At 67.2% G+C, this 18,818-nt stretch carries 12 protein-coding genes, 1 tRNA gene and 1 pseudogene; 8 read left to right on the plus strand and 6 right to left on the minus strand.

The window, feature by feature from the left end; genetic code table 11:
- Window positions 1-216 (minus strand): annotated as a pseudogene (locus tag ACLEQD_RS08200) (hypothetical protein); the annotation flags it as partial.
- Between the two features lie 136 nt (window positions 217-352).
- Here ACLEQD_RS08200 and rpsU point away from each other — a divergent pair.
- From rpsU to ACLEQD_RS08230, 6 genes are all read left to right on the plus strand, one after another.
- A complete protein-coding gene (gene rpsU, locus ACLEQD_RS08205) occupies window positions 353-547 on the plus strand; it encodes a 30S ribosomal protein S21 (RefSeq protein WP_014395136.1) in 195 nt (64 codons plus the stop codon).
- 110 nt (window positions 548-657) lie between these two features.
- The gene (locus ACLEQD_RS08210; RefSeq protein ID WP_410382966.1) at window positions 658-1,116 is read left to right on the plus strand and encodes a GatB/YqeY domain-containing protein; all 459 of its coding nucleotides are present in this window, start codon (window positions 658-660) and stop codon (window positions 1,114-1,116) included.
- Window positions 1,117-1,450: 334 nt separating this feature from the next.
- Window positions 1,451-3,289, plus strand: coding sequence for a DNA primase (gene dnaG / locus ACLEQD_RS08215; RefSeq protein WP_410382967.1), 1,839 nt, complete (start codon window positions 1,451-1,453; stop codon window positions 3,287-3,289).
- Window positions 3,290-3,379: 90 nt separating this feature from the next.
- Complete coding sequence (gene rpoD / locus ACLEQD_RS08220; RefSeq protein WP_410382968.1) at window positions 3,380-5,500, plus strand: RNA polymerase sigma factor RpoD; 2,121 nt, start codon at window positions 3,380-3,382, stop codon at window positions 5,498-5,500.
- Between the two features lie 98 nt (window positions 5,501-5,598).
- The gene (locus tag ACLEQD_RS08225) at window positions 5,599-5,928 is read left to right on the plus strand and encodes an MGMT family protein (RefSeq protein ID WP_410382969.1); all 330 of its coding nucleotides are present in this window, start codon (window positions 5,599-5,601) and stop codon (window positions 5,926-5,928) included.
- 72 nt (window positions 5,929-6,000) lie between these two features.
- Window positions 6,001-6,073 (plus strand) — tRNA-Ile (locus ACLEQD_RS08230).
- Between the two features lie 8 nt (window positions 6,074-6,081).
- Here ACLEQD_RS08230 and ACLEQD_RS08235 read toward each other — a convergent pair.
- The 4 genes from ACLEQD_RS08235 to ACLEQD_RS08250 form a co-directional block, all read right to left on the minus strand.
- The gene (locus ACLEQD_RS08235; RefSeq protein WP_410382970.1) at window positions 6,082-7,332 is read right to left on the minus strand and encodes a hypothetical protein; all 1,251 of its coding nucleotides are present in this window, start codon (window positions 7,330-7,332) and stop codon (window positions 6,082-6,084) included.
- Window positions 7,329-9,527, minus strand: coding sequence for an AAA family ATPase (locus ACLEQD_RS08240; RefSeq protein ID WP_410382971.1), 2,199 nt, complete (start codon window positions 9,525-9,527; stop codon window positions 7,329-7,331). The genes ACLEQD_RS08235 and ACLEQD_RS08240 overlap by 4 nt, the downstream gene beginning before the upstream one ends.
- A gap of 346 nt (window positions 9,528-9,873) precedes the next feature.
- The gene (locus tag ACLEQD_RS08245) at window positions 9,874-10,530 is read right to left on the minus strand and encodes a hypothetical protein (RefSeq protein WP_410382972.1); all 657 of its coding nucleotides are present in this window, start codon (window positions 10,528-10,530) and stop codon (window positions 9,874-9,876) included.
- A gap of 217 nt (window positions 10,531-10,747) precedes the next feature.
- Complete coding sequence (locus tag ACLEQD_RS08250) at window positions 10,748-12,262, minus strand: hypothetical protein (RefSeq protein ID WP_410382973.1); 1,515 nt, start codon at window positions 12,260-12,262, stop codon at window positions 10,748-10,750.
- A 445-nt stretch (window positions 12,263-12,707) separates the two neighbouring features.
- Here ACLEQD_RS08250 and ACLEQD_RS08255 point away from each other — a divergent pair, with 445 nt between their 5' ends.
- Window positions 12,708-16,670, plus strand: a complete 3,963-nt coding sequence (locus ACLEQD_RS08255; protein WP_410382974.1) for a DUF3857 domain-containing protein — start codon at window positions 12,708-12,710, stop codon at window positions 16,668-16,670.
- Window positions 16,671-16,922: 252 nt separating this feature from the next.
- The gene (locus ACLEQD_RS08260; RefSeq protein WP_410382975.1) at window positions 16,923-18,137 is read left to right on the plus strand and encodes a methyltransferase; all 1,215 of its coding nucleotides are present in this window, start codon (window positions 16,923-16,925) and stop codon (window positions 18,135-18,137) included.
- Window positions 18,138-18,171: 34 nt separating this feature from the next.
- On the opposite strand, the gene ACLEQD_RS08265 is transcribed toward ACLEQD_RS08260, so the two are convergent.
- Complete coding sequence (locus tag ACLEQD_RS08265) at window positions 18,172-18,747, minus strand: putative immunity protein (protein ID WP_410382976.1); 576 nt, start codon at window positions 18,745-18,747, stop codon at window positions 18,172-18,174.
- Between the last annotated feature and the right edge of the window lie 71 nt (window positions 18,748-18,818).

Consider the following 18,818-nt stretch of genomic DNA (forward strand, 5'->3'; position numbering starts at 1 on the left):
CGACTCCAGGGCCCGCCGCGCTTCCAAACCGCCCGTCCCCAGGGACGCCACCCAGCTGTCCACCCGGCCCCCGGTGACGCAGGCCCCGCAGGTCCGCGCGCGCAGCGACGGGTCCGCGACGTGGCGGCGGCAGGCGGCCCAGCACTCGGAAGCGACCGTGCCGGCCCGGGAGGGGCTGGCCGCCAGCAGGAGCACCAGGAGGAGGAGACGGGACACGCGCCGGACACTCTAGCGCACCCGCGCCCATCCTTTCCGTGCGGGTCTCCTTGCCTTTTGCGGCCCGCTGCGCCATACCCCCCGACCCTCTGAAGATTTCCAGATTGCATCCAGCTAGGCGGAAGGAGGTGACTGCATGCCCGGTATTCGAGTGAAGGAAGGTGAGTCCATCGAAAGCGCTCTCAAGCGCTTCAAGAAGGCCACCGAGAAGGCCGGAATCCTTTCCGAGATCCGCAAGCGCGAGCACTACGAGAAGCCTTCCGTGAAGCGGAAGAAGAAGGCCCTCGCCGCCAAGAAGCGCGCTGTGAAGAAGGCCCGCAAGTCGTACTAGCAGGCCCGCAGTGAGGAGCCGGGGCGCCTTGAAGCAGTCAGGTGCCCTGGTTCCCGCCGTCCCATCCGCTGGCGCGGCGACCCTTTTCCCCGCCCGTGAGGAATCCCGACATGACCACCCTGAAAGAGCGCCTGACCGCGGACCTGAAGGACGCGATGAAGGCCAAGGACGAGCTGACCCTGAGCGTGGTGCGCATGCTCAAGAGCGCCGTGAAGTACAAGGAGGTCGAGCCGGGTGCCAGCGAGCTGGACGACGCGGGCGTGCTCCAGGTCATCGCCGGTCTCATCAAGCAGCGCCGCGACTCCATCGAGCAGTTCAAGGCCGGTGGCCGCCCGGAGCTGGCGGACAAGGAAGAGCAGGAGATCTCCGTCCTGCAGCGCTACCTGCCCAAGCAGCTCACCCCCGAGGAGCTCACCGCCGCCGTCCAGGCCTCCATCGCCGAGGTCGGCGCCAAGGGCCCCAAGGACATGGGCGCGGTCATGAAGAACGTGAACCCCAAGCTCCAGGGCAAGGCCGAGGGCAAGGCCATCTCCGAAGAAGTGAAGGCCCAGCTGGCCAGGCTGTCCTGAAGCACCGTGGTTTCCACGGGAAGGGGCGCCGGGAACGTCTCCCAGGTGCCCTTCCCACCCCGGGCTCGAGCGGATTTTTTGATCCCTCGCCCGCTGGCCATTAAGCGCTGATCCCAGGGCCGTCCGCCCGTCCCCCACCCCGGGAGGCGAGCAGCCGGCCTTCAGGAGTGCGCGCCGTGTCCCAGCCCCCGTCTGTCTCCGCGCCCCGTCCGCGTCCGTGGGCCCTACCTGCCTGGGAGGGCGGGCGGGGAAGCGGCGGTGCGGGCCGCGTCAGACCGGGGCGTCAGGATTGCGGGCGGAAGGCCGCGCTCATGCGGATGGATGGAGGGGCGTCGTGATTCCGGAGCACAAGATCCAGGAGGTCCTCGACCGCGTGGACATCGTGTCGCTGGTGTCCCGTCACGTGGAGCTGAAGAAGGCCGGGCGCGAGTTCAAGGGCCGCTGCCCCTTCCACCAGGAGAAGACGCCTTCGTTCTACGTCGTCCCGGAGAAGCGCTTCTATTTCTGCCACGGCTGCCGGGCGAGCGGCGACGCGGTGTCCTTCATCCAGCGCTACCTGGGCAAGACGTTCCAGGACGCGGTGCGCGACCTGGCCCAGGAGGTGGGCATCGACCTGGAGGCCGCGCAGGACCCGGGCCTCAAGGAGCGTCAGCAGGTCAAGGAGGCCACGGACTTCGCGGCGGAGCACTTCCGCGGCCTGCTCTGGCACGAGGACGAAGGCCGCGCCGCCCGGGCCTACCTGGCCAGCCGCGGCGTGTCGGAAGAGGTGGCCCAGGGCTTCGGCCTGGGGTGGGCGCCCGCGCAGTGGAGCCTGCTGGCGGACCGCTTCCAGAAGAACGGGATGCTGGAGTGGGGCCTCAAGGCGGGCCTCATCACGAAGCGCAACAGCGGCGACGGCTGCATCGACTTCTTCCGCAGCCGCCTGATGGTGCCCATCCGCGCGCCGGAGGGGCGGCCCATCGCCTTTGGCGGCCGGCTGGTCGCGGCGGAGGACGGGCCCAAGTACCTCAACTCGCGCGAGTCCCGGCTCTACAACAAGAGCGAGACGCTCTTCGGCATGGACCAGGCGCGCGATGAAATGCACAAGCGCAAGACGGCCGTGCTCGTGGAGGGGTACTTCGACTGCATCGGCCTGCATCAGGTGGGCGTGCGCCACGCGGTGGCCCTGTGCTCCACCAACCTCACCGCCGGCCACCTCCAGGTGCTCAAGCGCGCGGAGGCCCGCGACCTGGTGCTCCTGCTGGACGGAGACTCCGCGGGCCTGGCCGCCGTGGAGCGCCTGGCCGGTCCCCTGCTCGCTGCGGGCGCCCCCACCCGGGTGGCGCTCCTGCCCCAGGGAGATGACCCGGACGTGTTCGCCCGCCGCGAGGGCACCGACGGCGTGGAGCGCCTCCTGGAGGGCGCCCAGCCCCTCACCGCGTACCTCTTCGCCACCCTGCTGCCTTCGGGCAGGCAGGCGAGCTTCGAGGAGAAGATGGCCGCGCTGGAGCGGCTCAAGCCCGTCACCGCCCAGGTGCCTCCGGGCCTGACGCGCTCGGCACTCATCGGCGCGCTGGCGGGGCACTTCGGCTGGATGCCGGCGCAGATTGAGTCGTCGCTCCAGTACAAGCCGCCCCCCACGCCCAAGCCCGCCGTCGCGCCCCAGGCCCACGTCGTCCCCGCCCAGGCCACGCCGCGCCCCGTGCCCAAGCCCCAGGCGGAGCGCCCCCCGCCGGAGTCGGAGGCGCTCTATGTGGCCGCCATCCTTCGGGATTCCCGGCTGCTCGCCCGGGACACCTTCCGCGTGTGTGATGAGCTGTCCCACATGGGGCTGCGGATGGTGTTGGCGCAGGCCACGTCCGGGCAGGGGCTGGAGGAGGCGCTCTTCGAGGCGACGGAGGTCGTCAAGCGGACGCTCCTGGAGGCCGGCCGCCGGCTCTCCCCGGGGGGAATGGAGCTGGAGACGGAGTTCATCCTCGCGTGCCGCGACATCATGGTGCGGCGTATCGACGAGCGGCTCGTTTATATAAAGCGAGCGACGGAACAGACCCCGGGGGCTTTTGATTTGACAGAGGAGACCCGCCAGCTCCTGTCCGAGCGCAAGGAGCTGCTGGCCCTCCGCAAGCGCGTCCTGGATGAGCTGAGGCCCGCTTCCTCGGCAACGGGAACAAAGGCACCAATGCAACCGGTTTGAGTTCGCGTTTGTAAGAAAGCTCGACTTTGCGGTAGATCGGCCGGCTCGCCCAGGCCAAAGCACCTGATTTTCTTAAGGAGAAGTACCCGAATGCCGACGCAGAAGCCCCCCAAGGCATCCGTGAAGCCCACCAAGAAGAAGGTGGATCCGGTGATCCGCAAGAAGAAGGCCCCGGACAGCCCTGCGGCGAAGGTCACGAAGGCAGCGGAGCCTGAGGAGAGGGAGCTGCTGGCGAAGGACGCCCCCGCCGAGGCGCCCGAGAAGATCAAGAAGAAGAAGGGCGTCGCCGCCATGGCCGACGACGTGGATCCCGAGGAGGCCGCGGAGGAAGCCGCCGCCGCCGTCCAGGTGGATCCGGACGCCGTGGAAGACGACGTGGAGGAGGATCCCGTCGCCGAGCGCAAGGAGGTCAAGGACCTGCTGGCCGCGGGCCGCGAGAAGGGCTTCCTCACCTATGACGAGGTGAACGACGCCCTCCCCGCCGACATCGTGTCGTCCGATCAGATCGACGACGTGATGAGCATGTTCGGCGACAACGACATCGAGATCGTGGACGCGCAGAAGGCCGCGCAGTCCAACGAGATCAAGCCCACCGTCGCCGTCGAGGAAGAGAAGGAAGACCAGGACGAGGACGAGAAGGACGAGGACGACGAGCCGGGTGGCAAGTCCAACGACCCCGTCCGCCTCTACCTGCGCAAGATGGGCAGCGTCAGCCTCCTCACCCGCGAGGGCGAGGTGGAGATCGCCAAGCGCATCGAGGAGGGTGAGAAGGAGGTCCTGCGCGCCCTGCTCGCCTGCCGCGTCGCGGTGGCGGACATCCTGGACATCAGCAACCGCCTGAAGACGGGCAAGCTGCGCGTGCGCGACGTCATCAAGGACGCGCCCGAAGAGGCCCAGTCGGAGAACGCGGAGGAGCCCGCCGAGGAAGCAGCCGAGGGCGAGGCCCCCGCGCAGCTGGCGCAGAGCGAGCTCAACAAGATCGAGCAGATCTCCAAGCAGATCGAGCGCTTCCGCAAGTTCGCCAAGGACTGCGAAGTGCTGGAGGAGGAGCTCTCCGGGAAGAAGAAGCTGACGGAAGTCCGCAAGAAGGAGCTCAAGCAGGAGGTGAAGGACCTCCGGACCAAGATGATGGAGGTCCTGGAGGAGATGCGGCTGAACAAGAAGCAGGTGGACCGCATCGTCGTGAACCTCAAGGGCCTCATCGAGCGCGTGGAGAAGGCGGAGGAGGAGCTCGGGGACCTGGAGCGCCGCTACGGCGTGGTGATGAAGGACCTGCGCCCGCAGCTCAAGGAGTCGCGCGAGAACCCGAACATCGCCAAGAAGCTCCAGAAGCAGCTCAACTTCACCCCGGAGCAGCTGGAGGTCCTGGACCGCGACGTGCGCACGGCGGTGCGGAAGATCAAGCGCGTGGAGGAGGAGGCCAACCTCCCCGTGGACGCCCTGCGCCGCAACTACGACGCCATCCGCCTGGGTGAGAAGCGCGCCGAGCGCGCCAAGAGCGAGCTGGTGGAGGCGAACCTGCGCCTCGTGGTCTCCATCGCGAAGAAGTACACGAACCGCGGCCTGCAGTTCCTGGACCTCATCCAGGAGGGCAACATCGGCCTGATGAAGGCGGTGGACAAGTTCGAGTACAAGCGCGGCTACAAGTTCTCGACGTACGCCACCTGGTGGATCCGTCAGGCCATCACCCGCGCCATCGCGGATCAGGCCCGCACCATCCGCATCCCGGTGCACATGATCGAGACCATCAACAAGCTCATCCGCACGAGCCGCTACCTCGTGCAGGAGATTGGCCGCGAGCCGACGCCGGAGGAGATCGCGGAGAAGATGGAGCTGCCGCTCGACAAGGTGCGCAAGGTCCTGAAGATCGCCAAGGAGCCCATCTCCCTGGAGACGCCCATCGGCGAGGAAGAGGACAGCCACCTGGGCGACTTCATCGAGGACAAGAGCCTGGTGTCGCCCGCGGACGCGGTCATCAACATGAACCTGGCCGAGCAGACGCGGAAGGTGCTGGCCACGCTCACGCCGCGCGAGGAGAAGGTCCTGCGCATGCGCTTCGGCATTGGCGAGAAGAGCGACCACACGCTGGAAGAGGTGGGCCAGGACTTCGAGGTGACGCGCGAGCGCATCCGCCAGATTGAAGCCAAGGCGCTGCGCAAGCTGCGTCACCCCAGCCGCTCCAAGCGCCTGCGCTCCTTCGTGGAGAGCTGAGCCCCGGAAGTCCGCTGACCGTTGAGCCCTGAAGGCCTCCGTTCCCTCCAGTGGACCGGGGGCCTTCGTCGTTTCGCCCGTCCCGTGTGAGGTGCGCCGTGGCCGCGAAGAAGCCCGTCGAGAAGCCCCTGCCCTTCTCCGACAGCGTGATGAAGCAGGTGCGCTCCATTCCCCGGGGCGAGGTGCGCTCGTACGCGCAGGTGGCCATCTACGCGGGGCGGCCGGGCGCGGCGCGCGGCGTGGGGCGGGAGCTGAAGCACCTGCCGGGGCAGGCCACGCAGGTGCCCTGGTGGCGGGTCATCCGTTCGGACGGGACGCTGGCGCCCCCGGTGGCGCACGAGCAGGCGAAGCGCCTGCGCGCGGAGGGCGTCACGGTGAACGAGAAGGGCCAGGTGTTCCGCGTGGTGAAGAAGGACGGCAAGGCCTGACACGCGGCGGCGCTTGCCAGGCGCGCGCGGGCGGAGAGATAGTCCCCTCCGCGTCTGGCGTCAGAGACATGAGGGCCCTTAGCTCAGCGGTTAGAGCTGTCGGCTCATAACCGATTGGTCCCTGGTTCGAATCCAGGAGGGCCCAACTCCCCCTCACCTTCTGCCGGGTTCCGCAGCTCCGAATCCCTCGAGCAACCCCTCCAGCACGAGGTTGGGCACCCACCGGTTCCAATCCACAGCGACCACGTCGTCCTCGCGTCGCGGGGTTCCCTGGATGGCGCGCCCGCTCGACACCACGAGAATGGCCTTGGGCCAGCCGGTGAGTTCCTGAGCGTACTCAGCGCGGTAGAGCAGTGCTTGCGCGTACCCCTCCTTGAGGTAGTCCGCATTGTCTGAGTACTTGACCTCGACCACGGCCGCACGAATGCGCCGTGTACCCCGCAGCCACTCCAGGGTGATGTCGGGCCGGAACCGGCCCTGCTCGCCGAAATAGTGCTGGATGCCCCGGTCCCGGGCGCCTCGCTCCTCGAAGAGGACGTGGTTGTAGTGGATGCGCAGGCTGTCGCCGTTGGACGTGAACTCGAAGACGTGGCTGCGGTCATCCTCAATCAGGGCCCGACCGACCTTGTAGTTCCTCCCGGCCAAGGCGCTCTCGACGGAACGTCCGAGCCGGATCAGGACCGCGAGTTCGAAGCGTGCGGCGGGACTGAAGGGAAAGAGCGCGCCCTGGGCCACCTCGTGCGCAATGGCGCGTGGATCCACGGTGTCGATGCGCTTCAGGGCTTCGTGCAGCTGGAGCGCGAGCTTGTAGGCCTTGTGCGAGGCAGCGCGCGCCGCCTGCTCGTGTTGCGCCTCCACCTGGAGCACGGAGACCTCGCGCAGGACCGTGGCACTCAGGTCATGTTTGATGCTCTCGGCGCAGGCGAGGAAGCCCTTCGACCAGCTCTGCTTGACGGTCTTCGAGAGCGCCCCACGCTCCTCCAGCCGGGCGAGGTACTCCAGCAGCCGATGGGCCGTGGCGACGAGCAGGACGTTCTCCGGCAGGTTGAAGTCACGTTGCCGGACGCGTGAGACGACACGGTGGGGACGTCCCACCCCGTTCTGCCGCAGGGTCCTGGCGACGTCGAGACGTCCTCGTACCTGGCTGTCGCTTTCAACGTGTTCAATCTGGGTACGCGAGGGCAGGACGCGCGCGACGAGCCGGAGCTCCGTGGCGAAGTCTCGGACCTCCCTGGCCACGGGCGCGAGCGCGCTGGCGGCGAGGAGCAGGGACAATGCATCGCTCCGGCCGGTCAGCCGCTCCAGGAACCGGGATGCGGCTTCCCGGGTGATGGCCTCGAATGTCGCCGAGGGCAGCAGGTAGCCGGGAAAGTGCTCCTTCAGCTCATCCTCCCAGGAGCTCATGACTCAGTGAGCGTGGCGGATGGGAAGAGGTCGCGATAGCGCGCGCGGAGCTCCGCGACGGACACCTCATCCGCCCATCCGCCCACCGCGTCGCGCAGGGCCCGGAAGATGGCGGATGCCGGGTCGGCATCAAGCCCTTCTAGCTGCGGTAGGAGAAAGAGGGAGATGGCTTCCGTGAACCCCGTGCCCCCCTCCTGCCGGTGACGCTGGTAGCGCACCATATCGATGGCGAGCGCGGGCCCAAGGGGCCGGTGAGCGAGCAGTCCAGACAGAGAGAACAGCCGCTTCATGCGTTGGACCGCTTCATCCCCTAGCGCGGGGGCCCCGTCGGCGTCCTCCTTCGCGCACGTGTCGAGGATCTGTGCATACATCTCATCTAGGGGAATACCGATGAAGACGACAGCGAAACGCCGCTGCACGGCATAGGAGAGCCGGAACAGCGAGGTCTTGTCCCAGGTGTTCATCGTCGCCACGACCCGGAAGGCAGGCGTCATCCGGTGGGACTCGCCCACTCCGGGACCGATGGAGACGGCGGCTCCGTTCGCCTGCGTGAAGGCGGTATCCGTGCGCCCACCCGCGAGCACCGTCATGAGTTCCCCGAACGAGCGGTCGATGTCCGCGCGATTGACCTCGTCGATGAGGAGCCATTTTCGTTGTTCGATTGCACGCAGGAACACACCGGGGCGGAAGCTGAAGTGCCCTTCCTTGTCCATGGCGTAGCCCCCGATGGTGTCGAACGTGCTCCAGTCCGCTGAGGCCGTGGCGACGAATGCCCCGTTGCAGTAGCCGTCTTCCCTGGCGCTTTCCGCGAGCGCTTGCGCGAGCACCGTCTTCCCCGTGCCCGGAGGTCCCACGAGGAGCAGGTGTTTTCCGGAGGAGAGCGCGGCGCATAGCTGGGCGGTGAGCGTCGGGGGCAACTGAAGGCGCTGCTTCTCGAGGAACGGCATGACCTGCGAGGGCTTCAGGTCCAGGCGAGGGTCCGACCAACGACTGGGATCCAGCGAAGCGATGGGCGGAGCATCCAACTGCTCCTGTTCCTCGATCAAGTCGGCGTCCGTATCGTCCGGCACGGGCGCGTCGACCGGCTCTTCGAGGTCCTCCTCGATCAACTTGTCCGGATCGAGATAGGGCCGTCCCTCGATGACGTCGGTCTGGTTCTTCACCAGGAAGGGCAGCTTCAGCAAGGCCAGCTGGGTCAGTCGCCGAAGAGCGATACCAGGTGAAGGCTTGACCTCTCCACCAGGCATCGCGATATCAAACGCATCCATGGCGGAGTCCGATGTACGTGGCAGACCCGAGTTAAGGAAGAGCCTCCTGATGGTGGAGACATGGTGGCTGCGGCGTTGCTTCTCTGCGGGGTCGTCGGGGATACGGGAGACAATGGTCGCCAGGGCGGAGTAATGAACCGTGGGTCCAATTGACTCCTGCAATGCATTGGCAACATTCAGGAAGAGCAGCTGTCGCGAAGTCAGGAGGACGCTGACTACGAGGGAGACGTGCCCCTGATAGCGGTCTCCACTGCCTGGCTTCGCCGAGACGATGAGCCGGGTCCTACCGGTCGCCCAAGAGCAATCCAGTTGCAGAGGCTGGGGCCATGGACCATCGCTCTTTTCATCCAGGCCGGATGACTGGCTGGCAGGCCAAGGGCCAGGCGAGAGGCGTTGAGGTTCTACCTTGAACCGGGTGCCCGCGAGGTCCACCTCGAAAGGCTCGGCTGCATCCAGAATGGACCGCACGGCCAGAAGTGCGAACCGATTCGCTGCCTGCAGGACTCGCGTTTTCCTAACGCCCTCCAGTCTCCTCAGCGCCTCCGTCAAATTGACATCCTTGACGGCCCAGTGCGTGCGATTCAGCTCGAAAGTGTTATCGATCCCCAGGGTCCTTTGGATGACCTCCAGATCCTCGGGGGCGATCGGACGCGTCTGAGGGTCCAGTTTGAAACCCACACGAACGAATCGAGGCTCGATTGTGACCCTTGTGATGTATCCACGTCTCGCAGGTTTCCGTCTGGGGCTCTCGTAAGCAAACAGGGCAGGGAAGCCACACAGAGACACAACAGCCAGTTCATCCAGCCGCTCGAAGCGGTCGCGGATGCTCTGGTCGGTGAATTCTAGAAAGCGCGCTCGTTCGAGTAGGTACGATCCAGACGGGTCGTCCCATGCGTCCTCCTGCGCGGTCACCAACAGGTTGTACATTATCAGCCCTCAATATCTGTCTTCCGCCACTGTTATTGATTGACGCAGGGATCGCGGTTGGGATCGTAGTTCGGATCGTTCGACGGGACGTACTGTCCCTGCGAGTTCACCCAATACTGCGTGGCGCCAGACTGAACCTGGTAGCGCTGGCCATCTCCCGTAGTGCGGACCGTCTCCTCGCCATTTACATAGTTCATGAAGCGGTGGTGCATGCGGTCGACTTGGCACTGCCCTTGGCGTAGGTCGCCGCGATGGAGGCGTTGATCGCGTCGTTCTTCTTGTGGAAGGCCCGCTGCTGCGCCTCAAGGGCGGCCCGATTCCCCTGCATGCACTGCTGGTGCGAGGCCTAGCTTGCGGATACCCTCGCTTGCTCCTGCTGGTTATAGGCCCGAACGTACTCGGGATTGTACTGGATGTTCGCCAAGGCATTCAGGAGCACGTCCCGAATCTCCGCATACCGCTCCGTCGGCGCGTTGAGCGCGTGGCAGTGGTAGTTCCAATTCACCATCATCCCCAGGTCAACCTCGTTCAGGTGGATGACGGTGAGATAGGGCTGGTCGCCGCGGTCCATCCACTCCGTCATCCGCGCGAGGTACAGTTCCCGGACAGGGCCCACCTTGTAGAGCAGATCAGAGAAGCTCTTGTCAGCCCGGGCGATAGGCGGCGCGTCGAACTGGTTCACCAGCCGTGAGCCCTTCGGCAGGTCCTGGGGCAGCAGGTCCTCGTGCAGCACCTGCTCCATGGAGACGAACGGCCGCATCGGCTGACCGTTCTGCCGCTGCATCATCGGGTCGTGGGAGAACATGAACGTCTTGAGCGGAGACACATAGACGTTCACGTTGCCGGGCCCGCTCATGGCGGCCGGACCGTTGTTGAGGACCCAGTTGTCCGGAAGCGGCAGCCGGCCCATCTCCATGAATTGAGCGTCCAGCAGCTTGTGCAGGACGATCGGCCCGTTGGGCTCAGGCCGCACAGGAGTGACCTTCGCGTCACCGTCGCTCATGTTCCACTCACTTTCTGCTCGAGCCCGGGAACCCTGGCACGGATGCCAACCTTGAACCAAGGCTCGATGCCCCACTGGTCGCCACACGCCAGCGTGCTTCTGCCGCGGGCCCGCGAAGAGCGCGTCCAGGCCACTCCTGTCGCTGCGGTTCTTGGCGATGCCCAGCGAGCAGCCTCCCTGGCCCCGTCCGGGAGCACACCCGGGCGATGGCCGCTCCCTACGGAGTTGGCGCAGGCGCAGGCGCCGGGGACGGCAAGGGGATGGCACGGTCGCTGAGCGCCCACTGGAAGTCGAGAAGCAGCAGGCTCTTGAAGATGGGATTGTCAGGCTGAAGGTTGGCGAGCAGGCCCGGGTCGTTCTCGATGGGCGTCACCTGATAGGCCGCGACAGGGGTTCGCCCCATGTTCGCGCGGGGCCACCCGGCGCGCTGGTGACAGTTGCGGCAGTTCGTCGCCACGGGATGCGAGACCAGTTCGATGTACGGGTTGAAGTGGGCTGGCAGGCTCGCGGGGTCGGAGACGTCGGGGATGCCGTACTCACTGACCATCAGGTAGTGGCGCCAGGTCTCGGGGGCCTGAGAGGACGGAATCTCCGGGCGATCGCTCGCATAGGGCCCTTGGTCCGGCGCGTCGTGCCACCAGAAGCTCTGCATGGTCCAGGTGGGCATCTCCTTGGTGAAGATGTGCGTCGCGATGGACACGATGGAGTCCCCTGGCGCGAAGGACCTCCCATAGGACCAGAACGCGGAGGCATCCAGCAGAGCCTGGTCATGGGAGCTCAGCGCCGCGATGTCCTGGGCCGTGAAGGTCTGGTGGTAGAAGTCCGCCAGGGGGACAACCCTGGCGTCGTTGAACACGCGGGGGAAATGCTGCGTGCCAGGACCGGGCTTGACGCCGTTCAGGAAGCGTACGGAGGTCGTCGTGCCGGGCGCAGCCTTGCAACCCGCAGTGGCGACGGCGACGGCGCGGTTCCATGTCTCATAGCCCATGTACGTCGAAGGCGTGGGGGGCGTCGGATTGTCCCAGACAGGGAGGGCGCCGCATGCATCCCCCGGCACCGGCCAGTACATGTGCTTGAGCACGAAGGACTGCTCCGGGAACGCGGGAAGCTGTCGGGTCTGCTCCGAAGGAGGAATCATGCGGGTGAGCACGGGTGCCTCGAAGAGGCGTGCCGAGGCCTGCCGCCCCGTCCCGCGAATCCAGCGGAAGGCATCCTCGTTGTAGATGACGCCCGCGATCATGATGTCGCCATTGCTCTGGAAGACGTCACCATCGGGGAGCTGATCCGGGCACCTACCCTCGGGATAGAACTTCTGGCAGACCCCCTGAGGGACGGGATAGACGGGCAGCGACTTCAGATTGGCCGGACTGTTGTCCCGGTTGACCTGGATGAGGCTGCGGGGGGCGCGCAATGTCTGGGCCTGGGAGAGGCCCTCCTGAGCATAAGCGGCCGTGGAGGTCGGCCACGTCCGCCAGAGCGGCAGCCCGTTGACGGGCTTGTTGATGCCCGCGAAGAGATACCAGCCATGGCGGCGCAGCTTCCGGGTGTCTCGGTCCGTGATGGCTTCGGCGAGCGACTTGGCGCTCACCGGATAGTCAAAGCCAGCGGGAAAGGGTTCGACGCGGGCCGTGTCCTGCGGTGTGGGCTCCGGGGGCTTGATTCGAGATGGGGCCTTGCAGGCCGCCGCGTTCACGAACACGATGGAAAGGACGATGGGGAGCAGCAGTCTCATGACGACATTCTCCTGAGGGGAGGACTCACTGTGACCGGCGGAGGGACATTTCTTTCGCGGACGTGAATGAGCATAGACAGGGCGAATGCCTGGGTTCACGGTGGGGCGTTCGTCACTCATCCCCCAACGTGGCTGCCCCCTGAGCAGCAAGACTCCGCGCTAGATACGGTCACTGTCTGCCTGGGTAATGCCAGACCCCGCCCCAGCGCTGACTCTTTCCGGAAGACAATGAATTACACGCTTTGAAGTCCGGGCGTTGTCCTTTGTGAATCCTGGGGGGATGGGATGGCAGACGCCGCGCCTGTTAGGCTGCGGTCCATCTCCACATGCACACTCTGCTCTTCGCCGCGCGACGGACCCTGGCCTGCTCCCCGGCAATCTGATCTGGATCCTTCTCCTTCTCTTCGGCCTCTTCAAACACCGCGAGGCCCTTCGAGAAGCCTCCGTGAACCGCAAGGCGATCTCTTCGCTGGTGGTCGTGGAGATCGCCGCGCTGGTCATGCTCGTCTCAAGCTTGATCACGCCCGTACTCGACTTCCCCTTCCGGGCCGTCCTGGTGCCCCTGGTCACGTTCATCCTCATGCTGCTGGGACTGTTCCTCGCCGTCACCAGCCTGGTGGAGCTCCGCTCCGACAAGGAGCGGCGGCTGAAGGGACGCACGCACGCGTGGTGGGCCGTCGCGCTCTCGGTCCTCATCCTCGGCGGCATGGGATTCGGCTTCTTCAGCGCCCTCTCACGGCGGGATGAAATCCCCGCGGATTTCCGGGCGGAGAAGCCCGACGAAGGCATCCGCGACGAGGAGTTCAACTTCGCCTTCCAGCATCCAGGCAGGCCCTGGATCACGATGAACGCCCCACGGCTCAACAAGCTCGCGAAGTTCGCCATGGCGCGCGGTGGCAAGGCCCAGATGTTCTTCATCATCATCCCGGAGAAGTCCTCGGACGGAGAAGCCCCTGGCGGAGAGGACAGCACCGAGCTGATCGCTGACATGGTGGCCGCCAACCTCGAGAGCGGCCTGGGCGCGGTCGAAAAACTGTCGCGCGAACCCCATGCCGTCGGTGCGCTCAAGGGCATCCGCATGCGCACCCGCGCCCATCACAAGCAGCTGCCGCTGACGTACGTGCAGTGGGTCTACTCGCACGAAGGATACGCCTATCAACTCATGGCGTGGGGAAGCACCCATGACGAGAAGGAGCTCTTCGAGGAGGCGGACCGCCTGTTCTCGCGCTTCTCCATGGTGGATCCCCAGCGCAAGGCCGCCCCCGCCGCCGCGGCCGCGAGCCCCCTGACGGGACAGTCCACGGAGTATGGCTACTCCGTCGAACTGGACGGGCGGCTCTGGGAACGGCCCAACAACCTCGCGACGGAGTTTCCCGAAGCGGACTTCGGCGCGGTCGGTGACAACACCAGCATGCTCGTCGTCCCCATCTGGCTCTTCGGGGAGGAGCCCTCTCCGGACGCCCTGGCCCACGGCCTGCTGAACGTCCTCGCCGTCGACTCCCGCGAAGCCACGGTCCGCAATGCCCGCGAGATCACCTCGGACAAGCTCTCCGGCCGGGCCTTCACCTACGAGTCCCAGAACGAAGAGGGAGCCGTCGACGAGTACGAGCTGCGCGTGTTCCGGGATGGGGACATGGCGTACCTGCTCGCCGGATGGTGGGCCAAGAACCAGCCCACCCTGGGCACCCGGGTCCGCTCGGCGCTGGATGCCGTCAAGCTCAGCGCCCCTTCGACGGCGCCCCGCTCCGCGGCGGTGGGCAAGGCCTCCGCGACCTCTCACGCGAAGGTCTTCGACAGCATCGCGCGGTACTACTCCGACCGGGAGGACTTCGCCTCGGCCCTGCCCTGGTTCAAGCGCGCCTTCGAGCTGGAGCCCGGAGAGCCGATGCTGCTCGTCAACGCCGCGGCCGCGTACAGCGCCGCAGGGCGGTACGAGGAGGGGCTCGCGCTCATCAACGCCCAGGCGAAACGGTTCCGGGGGGAGCTGCGGCTGGAGTCCTGGCGGGCATACCTTCTCGTGCGCAGCGGCCGCGAGGCCGAGGGGTTCCAGGCCTACGCCTCGGTTTTTCCCTCCCGCCTCACCAACGAGCCCCACCTGCGTCGGTATCTCTCGCTGCTCGAGGAGAAGGGCCGCGTCGCGCAGGCGCTCCAGGTCGTCCAGCAATACCGGAAGCGAGCTGACTCGACGGGCGCCACGCTCATGCACGCGGACATCCTGCGGCGCAAGGGCGCCCCCGCGCAGGCCGCCGCCCTCCTGAGTCAGCGGCAGAAGCGCGAGGGCTACACGCTGGAGGTTTCCGAAGCCCTGGTGGACACGTGGTTGGAGGCCAGGAAGCCCAAGCTCGCCCTGGAGGTCGCCGAGCAGATGGTGAGCAAGTCGGCGCAGTCCTCCAGGAGCTACCAGGTCCGGGCCCGCGCCGAGTACGCGCTCAAGCGCTATGCGGAGGCCAAGTCCTCCCTGGAGAAGGCGCTCGAGCTGGAGCCCACTTCCGCGGACACGCGCCAGTTCCTGGAGCATGTGTCCGGCACGCTGGGCCAGGGGGTGAACTCGGTGCTCAAGACGCCCATCGAGGAGGTCGCGCTGCCAGCGGAGCTGCTGGCCCGGAGTGACAAGCCCGCCAAGGCGCCGGGCCACAATGGCCAGTACCTCCTGCGGGCCACCGCCATCTCCTTCGTGAAGGGAAAGGAGCTGCGCACCACCGACCTGCGCCGGGTCCAGGTGCACAACGCGGCGGGCGTGGAGCGCTTCAACACCTTCGAGTTCGAGCTCAACCCGCTGTCCGAGGAGATCTTCGTCAACCGGGTGGAAGTCCGGGATGAGCGGGGCCGCGTGGTGGCCAGGGGCAAGGTGGAGGACTGCTACGTCTCCGACCAGGCCTCCGCGCAGCAGGGCACCCAGCGCCGCACCCTGGTGGTGCCCGTGCCGGGCCTGAAGCCCGGGCACACCGTCGACGTGGTGGTCACCCGGCGCGACATCACGCCGCCGCAGGCCATGCGCTTCCTCGAACATAACTTGTCCGCCGGCATCCCCACGTCACGCGCCGTGCTCTACGTCCGCGGCGACGTGGACGCGATGCAGTGGCGAGCCTCGCCCGGCCTCAAGCCCCTCCAGGCGCCCGATGCATGGACCTTTGTCGTCGAGCAGCCCGCCCTCTACCGCGAGGAGGGCATGCAGCCCGACTACCAGGAGTACCTGCCCATGGCGTGGCTGGCCCCCGTCGGCAGGACGTGGGAGGCCGAGGGGACCGACTACCTGAAGTCCATCGCCGCGCAGCTCGCGCCCGCGTCCACCGTGAAGGCGCTGGCCGCCAAGGAGGGGGGGACGTCCAGGGATGAGGCGACGCGTGCCGCCGCGCTGGCGCGGTGGGTCCAGAAGAGCCTGACGTACCGGGGCATCCTCTTCGGCGCCCGGGCCCGCATCCCGCACGCCGTGGACGAAATCCTCGGCAACCGCACCGGCGACTGCAAGGACCACTCGCTCCTGCTGCACCAACTGCTCGGCGCCGCCGGGATTGCCTCGCGGCTGGCGCTCGTGCGGACGGGCGGCCCCGTCGTCGCGGACCCCCCCTCGTTGGACCAGTTCGACCACATGGTCGTCTACCTGCCGACGGTGGGCGGGGGCACCTTCGTGGATGCGACGAACAAGTTCATCGCGCCCATGAGCAGCGGGGAGATTGGGTTGGGCGGCCGGGAAGCGTTGGTGCTGGATGGCACGAAGTCCCGGCTCATGCGCATTCCCCAGTCCGCCCTGAGCCACGTGCGCGCCGAACGCCACGTCCGCCTCCAGGGGACGACGCTGCACGTGAAGGAGCAGGTGACGCTGACGGGAGACCACGCCTCCGCCGTGCGCTACTACCTCTCCAGCGAAGAGCCCTCCGAGCGCGCGGAGCAGATGGCCACCATGCTGGGAGGCTCCCGGGCCGGCGTGAGCGTCACCGCCCTGGAGGCCCCCGACCTGGAGGAGCCCGAGCGTCCGCTGACCTTGAGCATCGAATACGTCGTGCGCGGCCGCTTCGCCTCCGCGGGCGGCGGTATCGTGGGGCAACTGCCCTCGCCCTGGGAGCACAACTTCCTGAGCATCCGGGAGACGGAGCGGCGCGACTCTCCCTTTGAAATGAGGACGCCCCTCGTCATCGAGAGCGTGACCCATTTCGAGGTGCCCTCGGGTCAGGCCGTCACGGCGCAGGACCTGGAAGAGCGCTCCGGCACCACGGACCATGCGGAGTGGAAGCTGGCGTCCCGGCTGGCGGATGGCGTGCTCACGCGAGACTTCCGTATCCGACGGGCGCAGGGACGCTTCGAAGCCTCCAGGTACACGGCGTTCAAGGACGCCATGCAGGCCGTGCTCGACGCCTTGGAGCAACGCGTCTCGCTGCGGAGGCCCGCGTCCGCGGCCGTCCAGGAGTAGTCCGACGGGCAGGCAACGTCATGACAAACTCCTTTGAAGTCCGGGGTTCCTCGACATTCCCAATCTGGTGGAAGCGAGCCGGGCCGCCCTGCGACCCGACATCCGGGGCAGCAAAGCCTTCCCATTGCTGGTCTTGCACATCTTTGAGTACTGCAAGAGCGACACCGTCCTCCAGAAGCTGCGGCAACGCCTCCGTGCCCGACCTGGGACCGGAGGGGCCGCTCATCCTGGCGGCGCATAGGATGCGCCGGCATGGACTTCCAGTCGCGACTCGAGGCGCTCACGCACCAGCTCCGGCCCTGGTCCCCGCTCTGGTCGCGCTCCATCCTCCAGGGCTGGCCGGGGTCTGGCGCCGCGTATCCGGAGGACTGGCTGGCCTATGCCCGAACGCTCGATGAAGCGGGCGAGCGCCAGTTGGACCAGGGGGTGCTCGTGGGCGTCCCGCCTCCGTCCCTGGGCGCCCTCCTGGGCGCGCTCCAGGAGCTGACGGCGCTGCCCTGGCACGAGGGCCTTCACGCGCTGACGGTCGCGCAGACGCAGGGCCTCAGCGCCAAGAAGACCCATGAGCTCGAACGCGTGCTCGCGCTGCTCGCGCCCAGAACGCGCTCCATCCGCCAGGCGGTCGATATCGGCGGCGGCATGGGACACCTCGCCCGCCTCTGTGCGCGGACGTTCGGGTGGACCTTCCACTGCATCGACCGGGACGCCGCGCTTCAGGACAAGGGCCGGCGGTGGCTGACCAGGACCCACGCTCCGGGCGGGGACACCCTGCGTTTCATCCACGCCTCCGTCGAGGACGGGCTCCAACCGGGGATTGATCCGCTCTTCTCCGGCCGGGACCGGGCCTCCATCGGGCTGCACACCTGCGGGCCGCTCGCCCTCACGCAGCTGCGCAAGAGCCAGGAGGCGGGCTTCGTCCTGAACATCGGCTGCTGCTACGACAAGCTGGAGGCCCCGCGGGACTACCCCGTCTCCCGCTTCGGGGGCGCGCATCCGCTGCCCTTCACCCCGCATGCCCTGGCGCTGACGACGCGGGGACGGCATCACAAGTCCGAGGAGGAGTTCGCGCGGATGAAGCGGGTGTATGCGTGGCGCTTCGCGTTCGATCTCCTGACGAGGCAGTGCTTTCCCGAGCGCGGCTTCGTGAGGGCCGGGGACGCGCCCCGGGCGCTCTATGACGGACCCTTCGCCGTCTACGCGCGCGACCGCCTGGAGCGCCTGGGCTTTGAACCCAACATGACGGACGCAGCGCTGGAGGCCTTCGAGGTGTCCGTTCGCGCCGAGACACGCGACCTCTTGCTCTGCCATCTGCTGAGGGATCGCTTCGCGAGGGCGCTGGAGGTCGTGCTCCTGCTCGACCGCGCGCTCCTCCTGGAGGAGCTGGGCTTCCAGGTCGAGCTCCTCCAGCTCTTCGATCCGCGCCTGTCTCCACGCAACCTCGCGCTCATCGCGTCGCGGAGCGCTTGAGCACCGGCCGGGCCGGTCGCGCCCCCCTAAGGCGTCACCCGGTGAAGACGCCCCAGCAGATGTCATTCCGCGCCCGCTGGTCTTCGAGGACGAGCTCACTGAGAGAGGCGGGGATCCGCTTCCGCTGCCATCCGAGTTCCTTCAGACGGGCCCCTTCCGCGTCACCCTCGGCGACCGACGCGGCGGCGGCCCGGAGGGCGTACGCCGCCGCTCCCAGGTAGTGCGCGGCGACATGGGCGACGGCCACCGCCTGGCCTGCCGCGAGCGCGGCGAATTTCGCCGGGTCCGGCAACCCACGCCCCGCGGCGTTGGCCACGAACGCGGTTTTGTGGGCGTCGCGCATCGGCACCTCGCCCCGGATCCACGCCCGTCCCACGGCGATGGCGTCACGGGGGCGAGTGTCCTTGGGGCATGCGTTCTCGAAGAACGGCAGGACGTGCTCCGCGCAGAGGGCGGCCCACTCCGCGAGCAGGTGGTGGTCCTCGTCGGTCAGGCTCCCGCCACGACGAATCGTGATCAGCCTGGGGTCTCGCTCTTTCGGGAGGATCGGCATGGACAGATTTTCGCTCAGCCTGCTCGCCAGCGCGATGGGGGCGGCGATGGACGGCACACGTGGACCTGCGTCGATGCTTGAACATCGAAGCGGGCACGGGGCGACGCCCTCGGCCCGTCCCTTCCCCC

This window comes from Corallococcus sp. 4LFB (genome assembly GCF_046520365.1).
Classification (GTDB): domain Bacteria; phylum Myxococcota; class Myxococcia; order Myxococcales; family Myxococcaceae; genus Corallococcus; species Corallococcus caeni.

Excerpts from the sequence above, each read along its gene's own strand:
- ACLEQD_RS08210 (WP_410382966.1), top strand. The coding sequence starts at position 658 with ATGACCACCCTGAAAGAGCGCCTGACCGCGGACCTGAAGGACGCGATG.
- rpoD (WP_410382968.1), top strand. The coding sequence starts at position 3,380 with ATGCCGACGCAGAAGCCCCCCAAGGCATCCGTGAAGCCCACCAAGAAG.
- ACLEQD_RS08240 (WP_410382971.1), bottom strand. The coding sequence starts at position 9,527 with ATGTACAACCTGTTGGTGACCGCGCAGGAGGACGCATGGGACGACCCG.
- ACLEQD_RS08250 (WP_410382973.1), bottom strand. The coding sequence starts at position 12,262 with ATGAGACTGCTGCTCCCCATCGTCCTTTCCATCGTGTTCGTGAACGCG.
- rpsU (WP_014395136.1), top strand. The coding sequence starts at position 353 with ATGCCCGGTATTCGAGTGAAGGAAGGTGAGTCCATCGAAAGCGCTCTC.
- ACLEQD_RS08235 (WP_410382970.1), bottom strand. The coding sequence starts at position 7,332 with ATGAGCTCCTGGGAGGATGAGCTGAAGGAGCACTTTCCCGGCTACCTG.
- ACLEQD_RS08260 (WP_410382975.1), top strand. The coding sequence starts at position 16,923 with ATGGACTTCCAGTCGCGACTCGAGGCGCTCACGCACCAGCTCCGGCCC.
- ACLEQD_RS08245 (WP_410382972.1), bottom strand. The coding sequence starts at position 10,530 with ATGAGCGACGGTGACGCGAAGGTCACTCCTGTGCGGCCTGAGCCCAAC.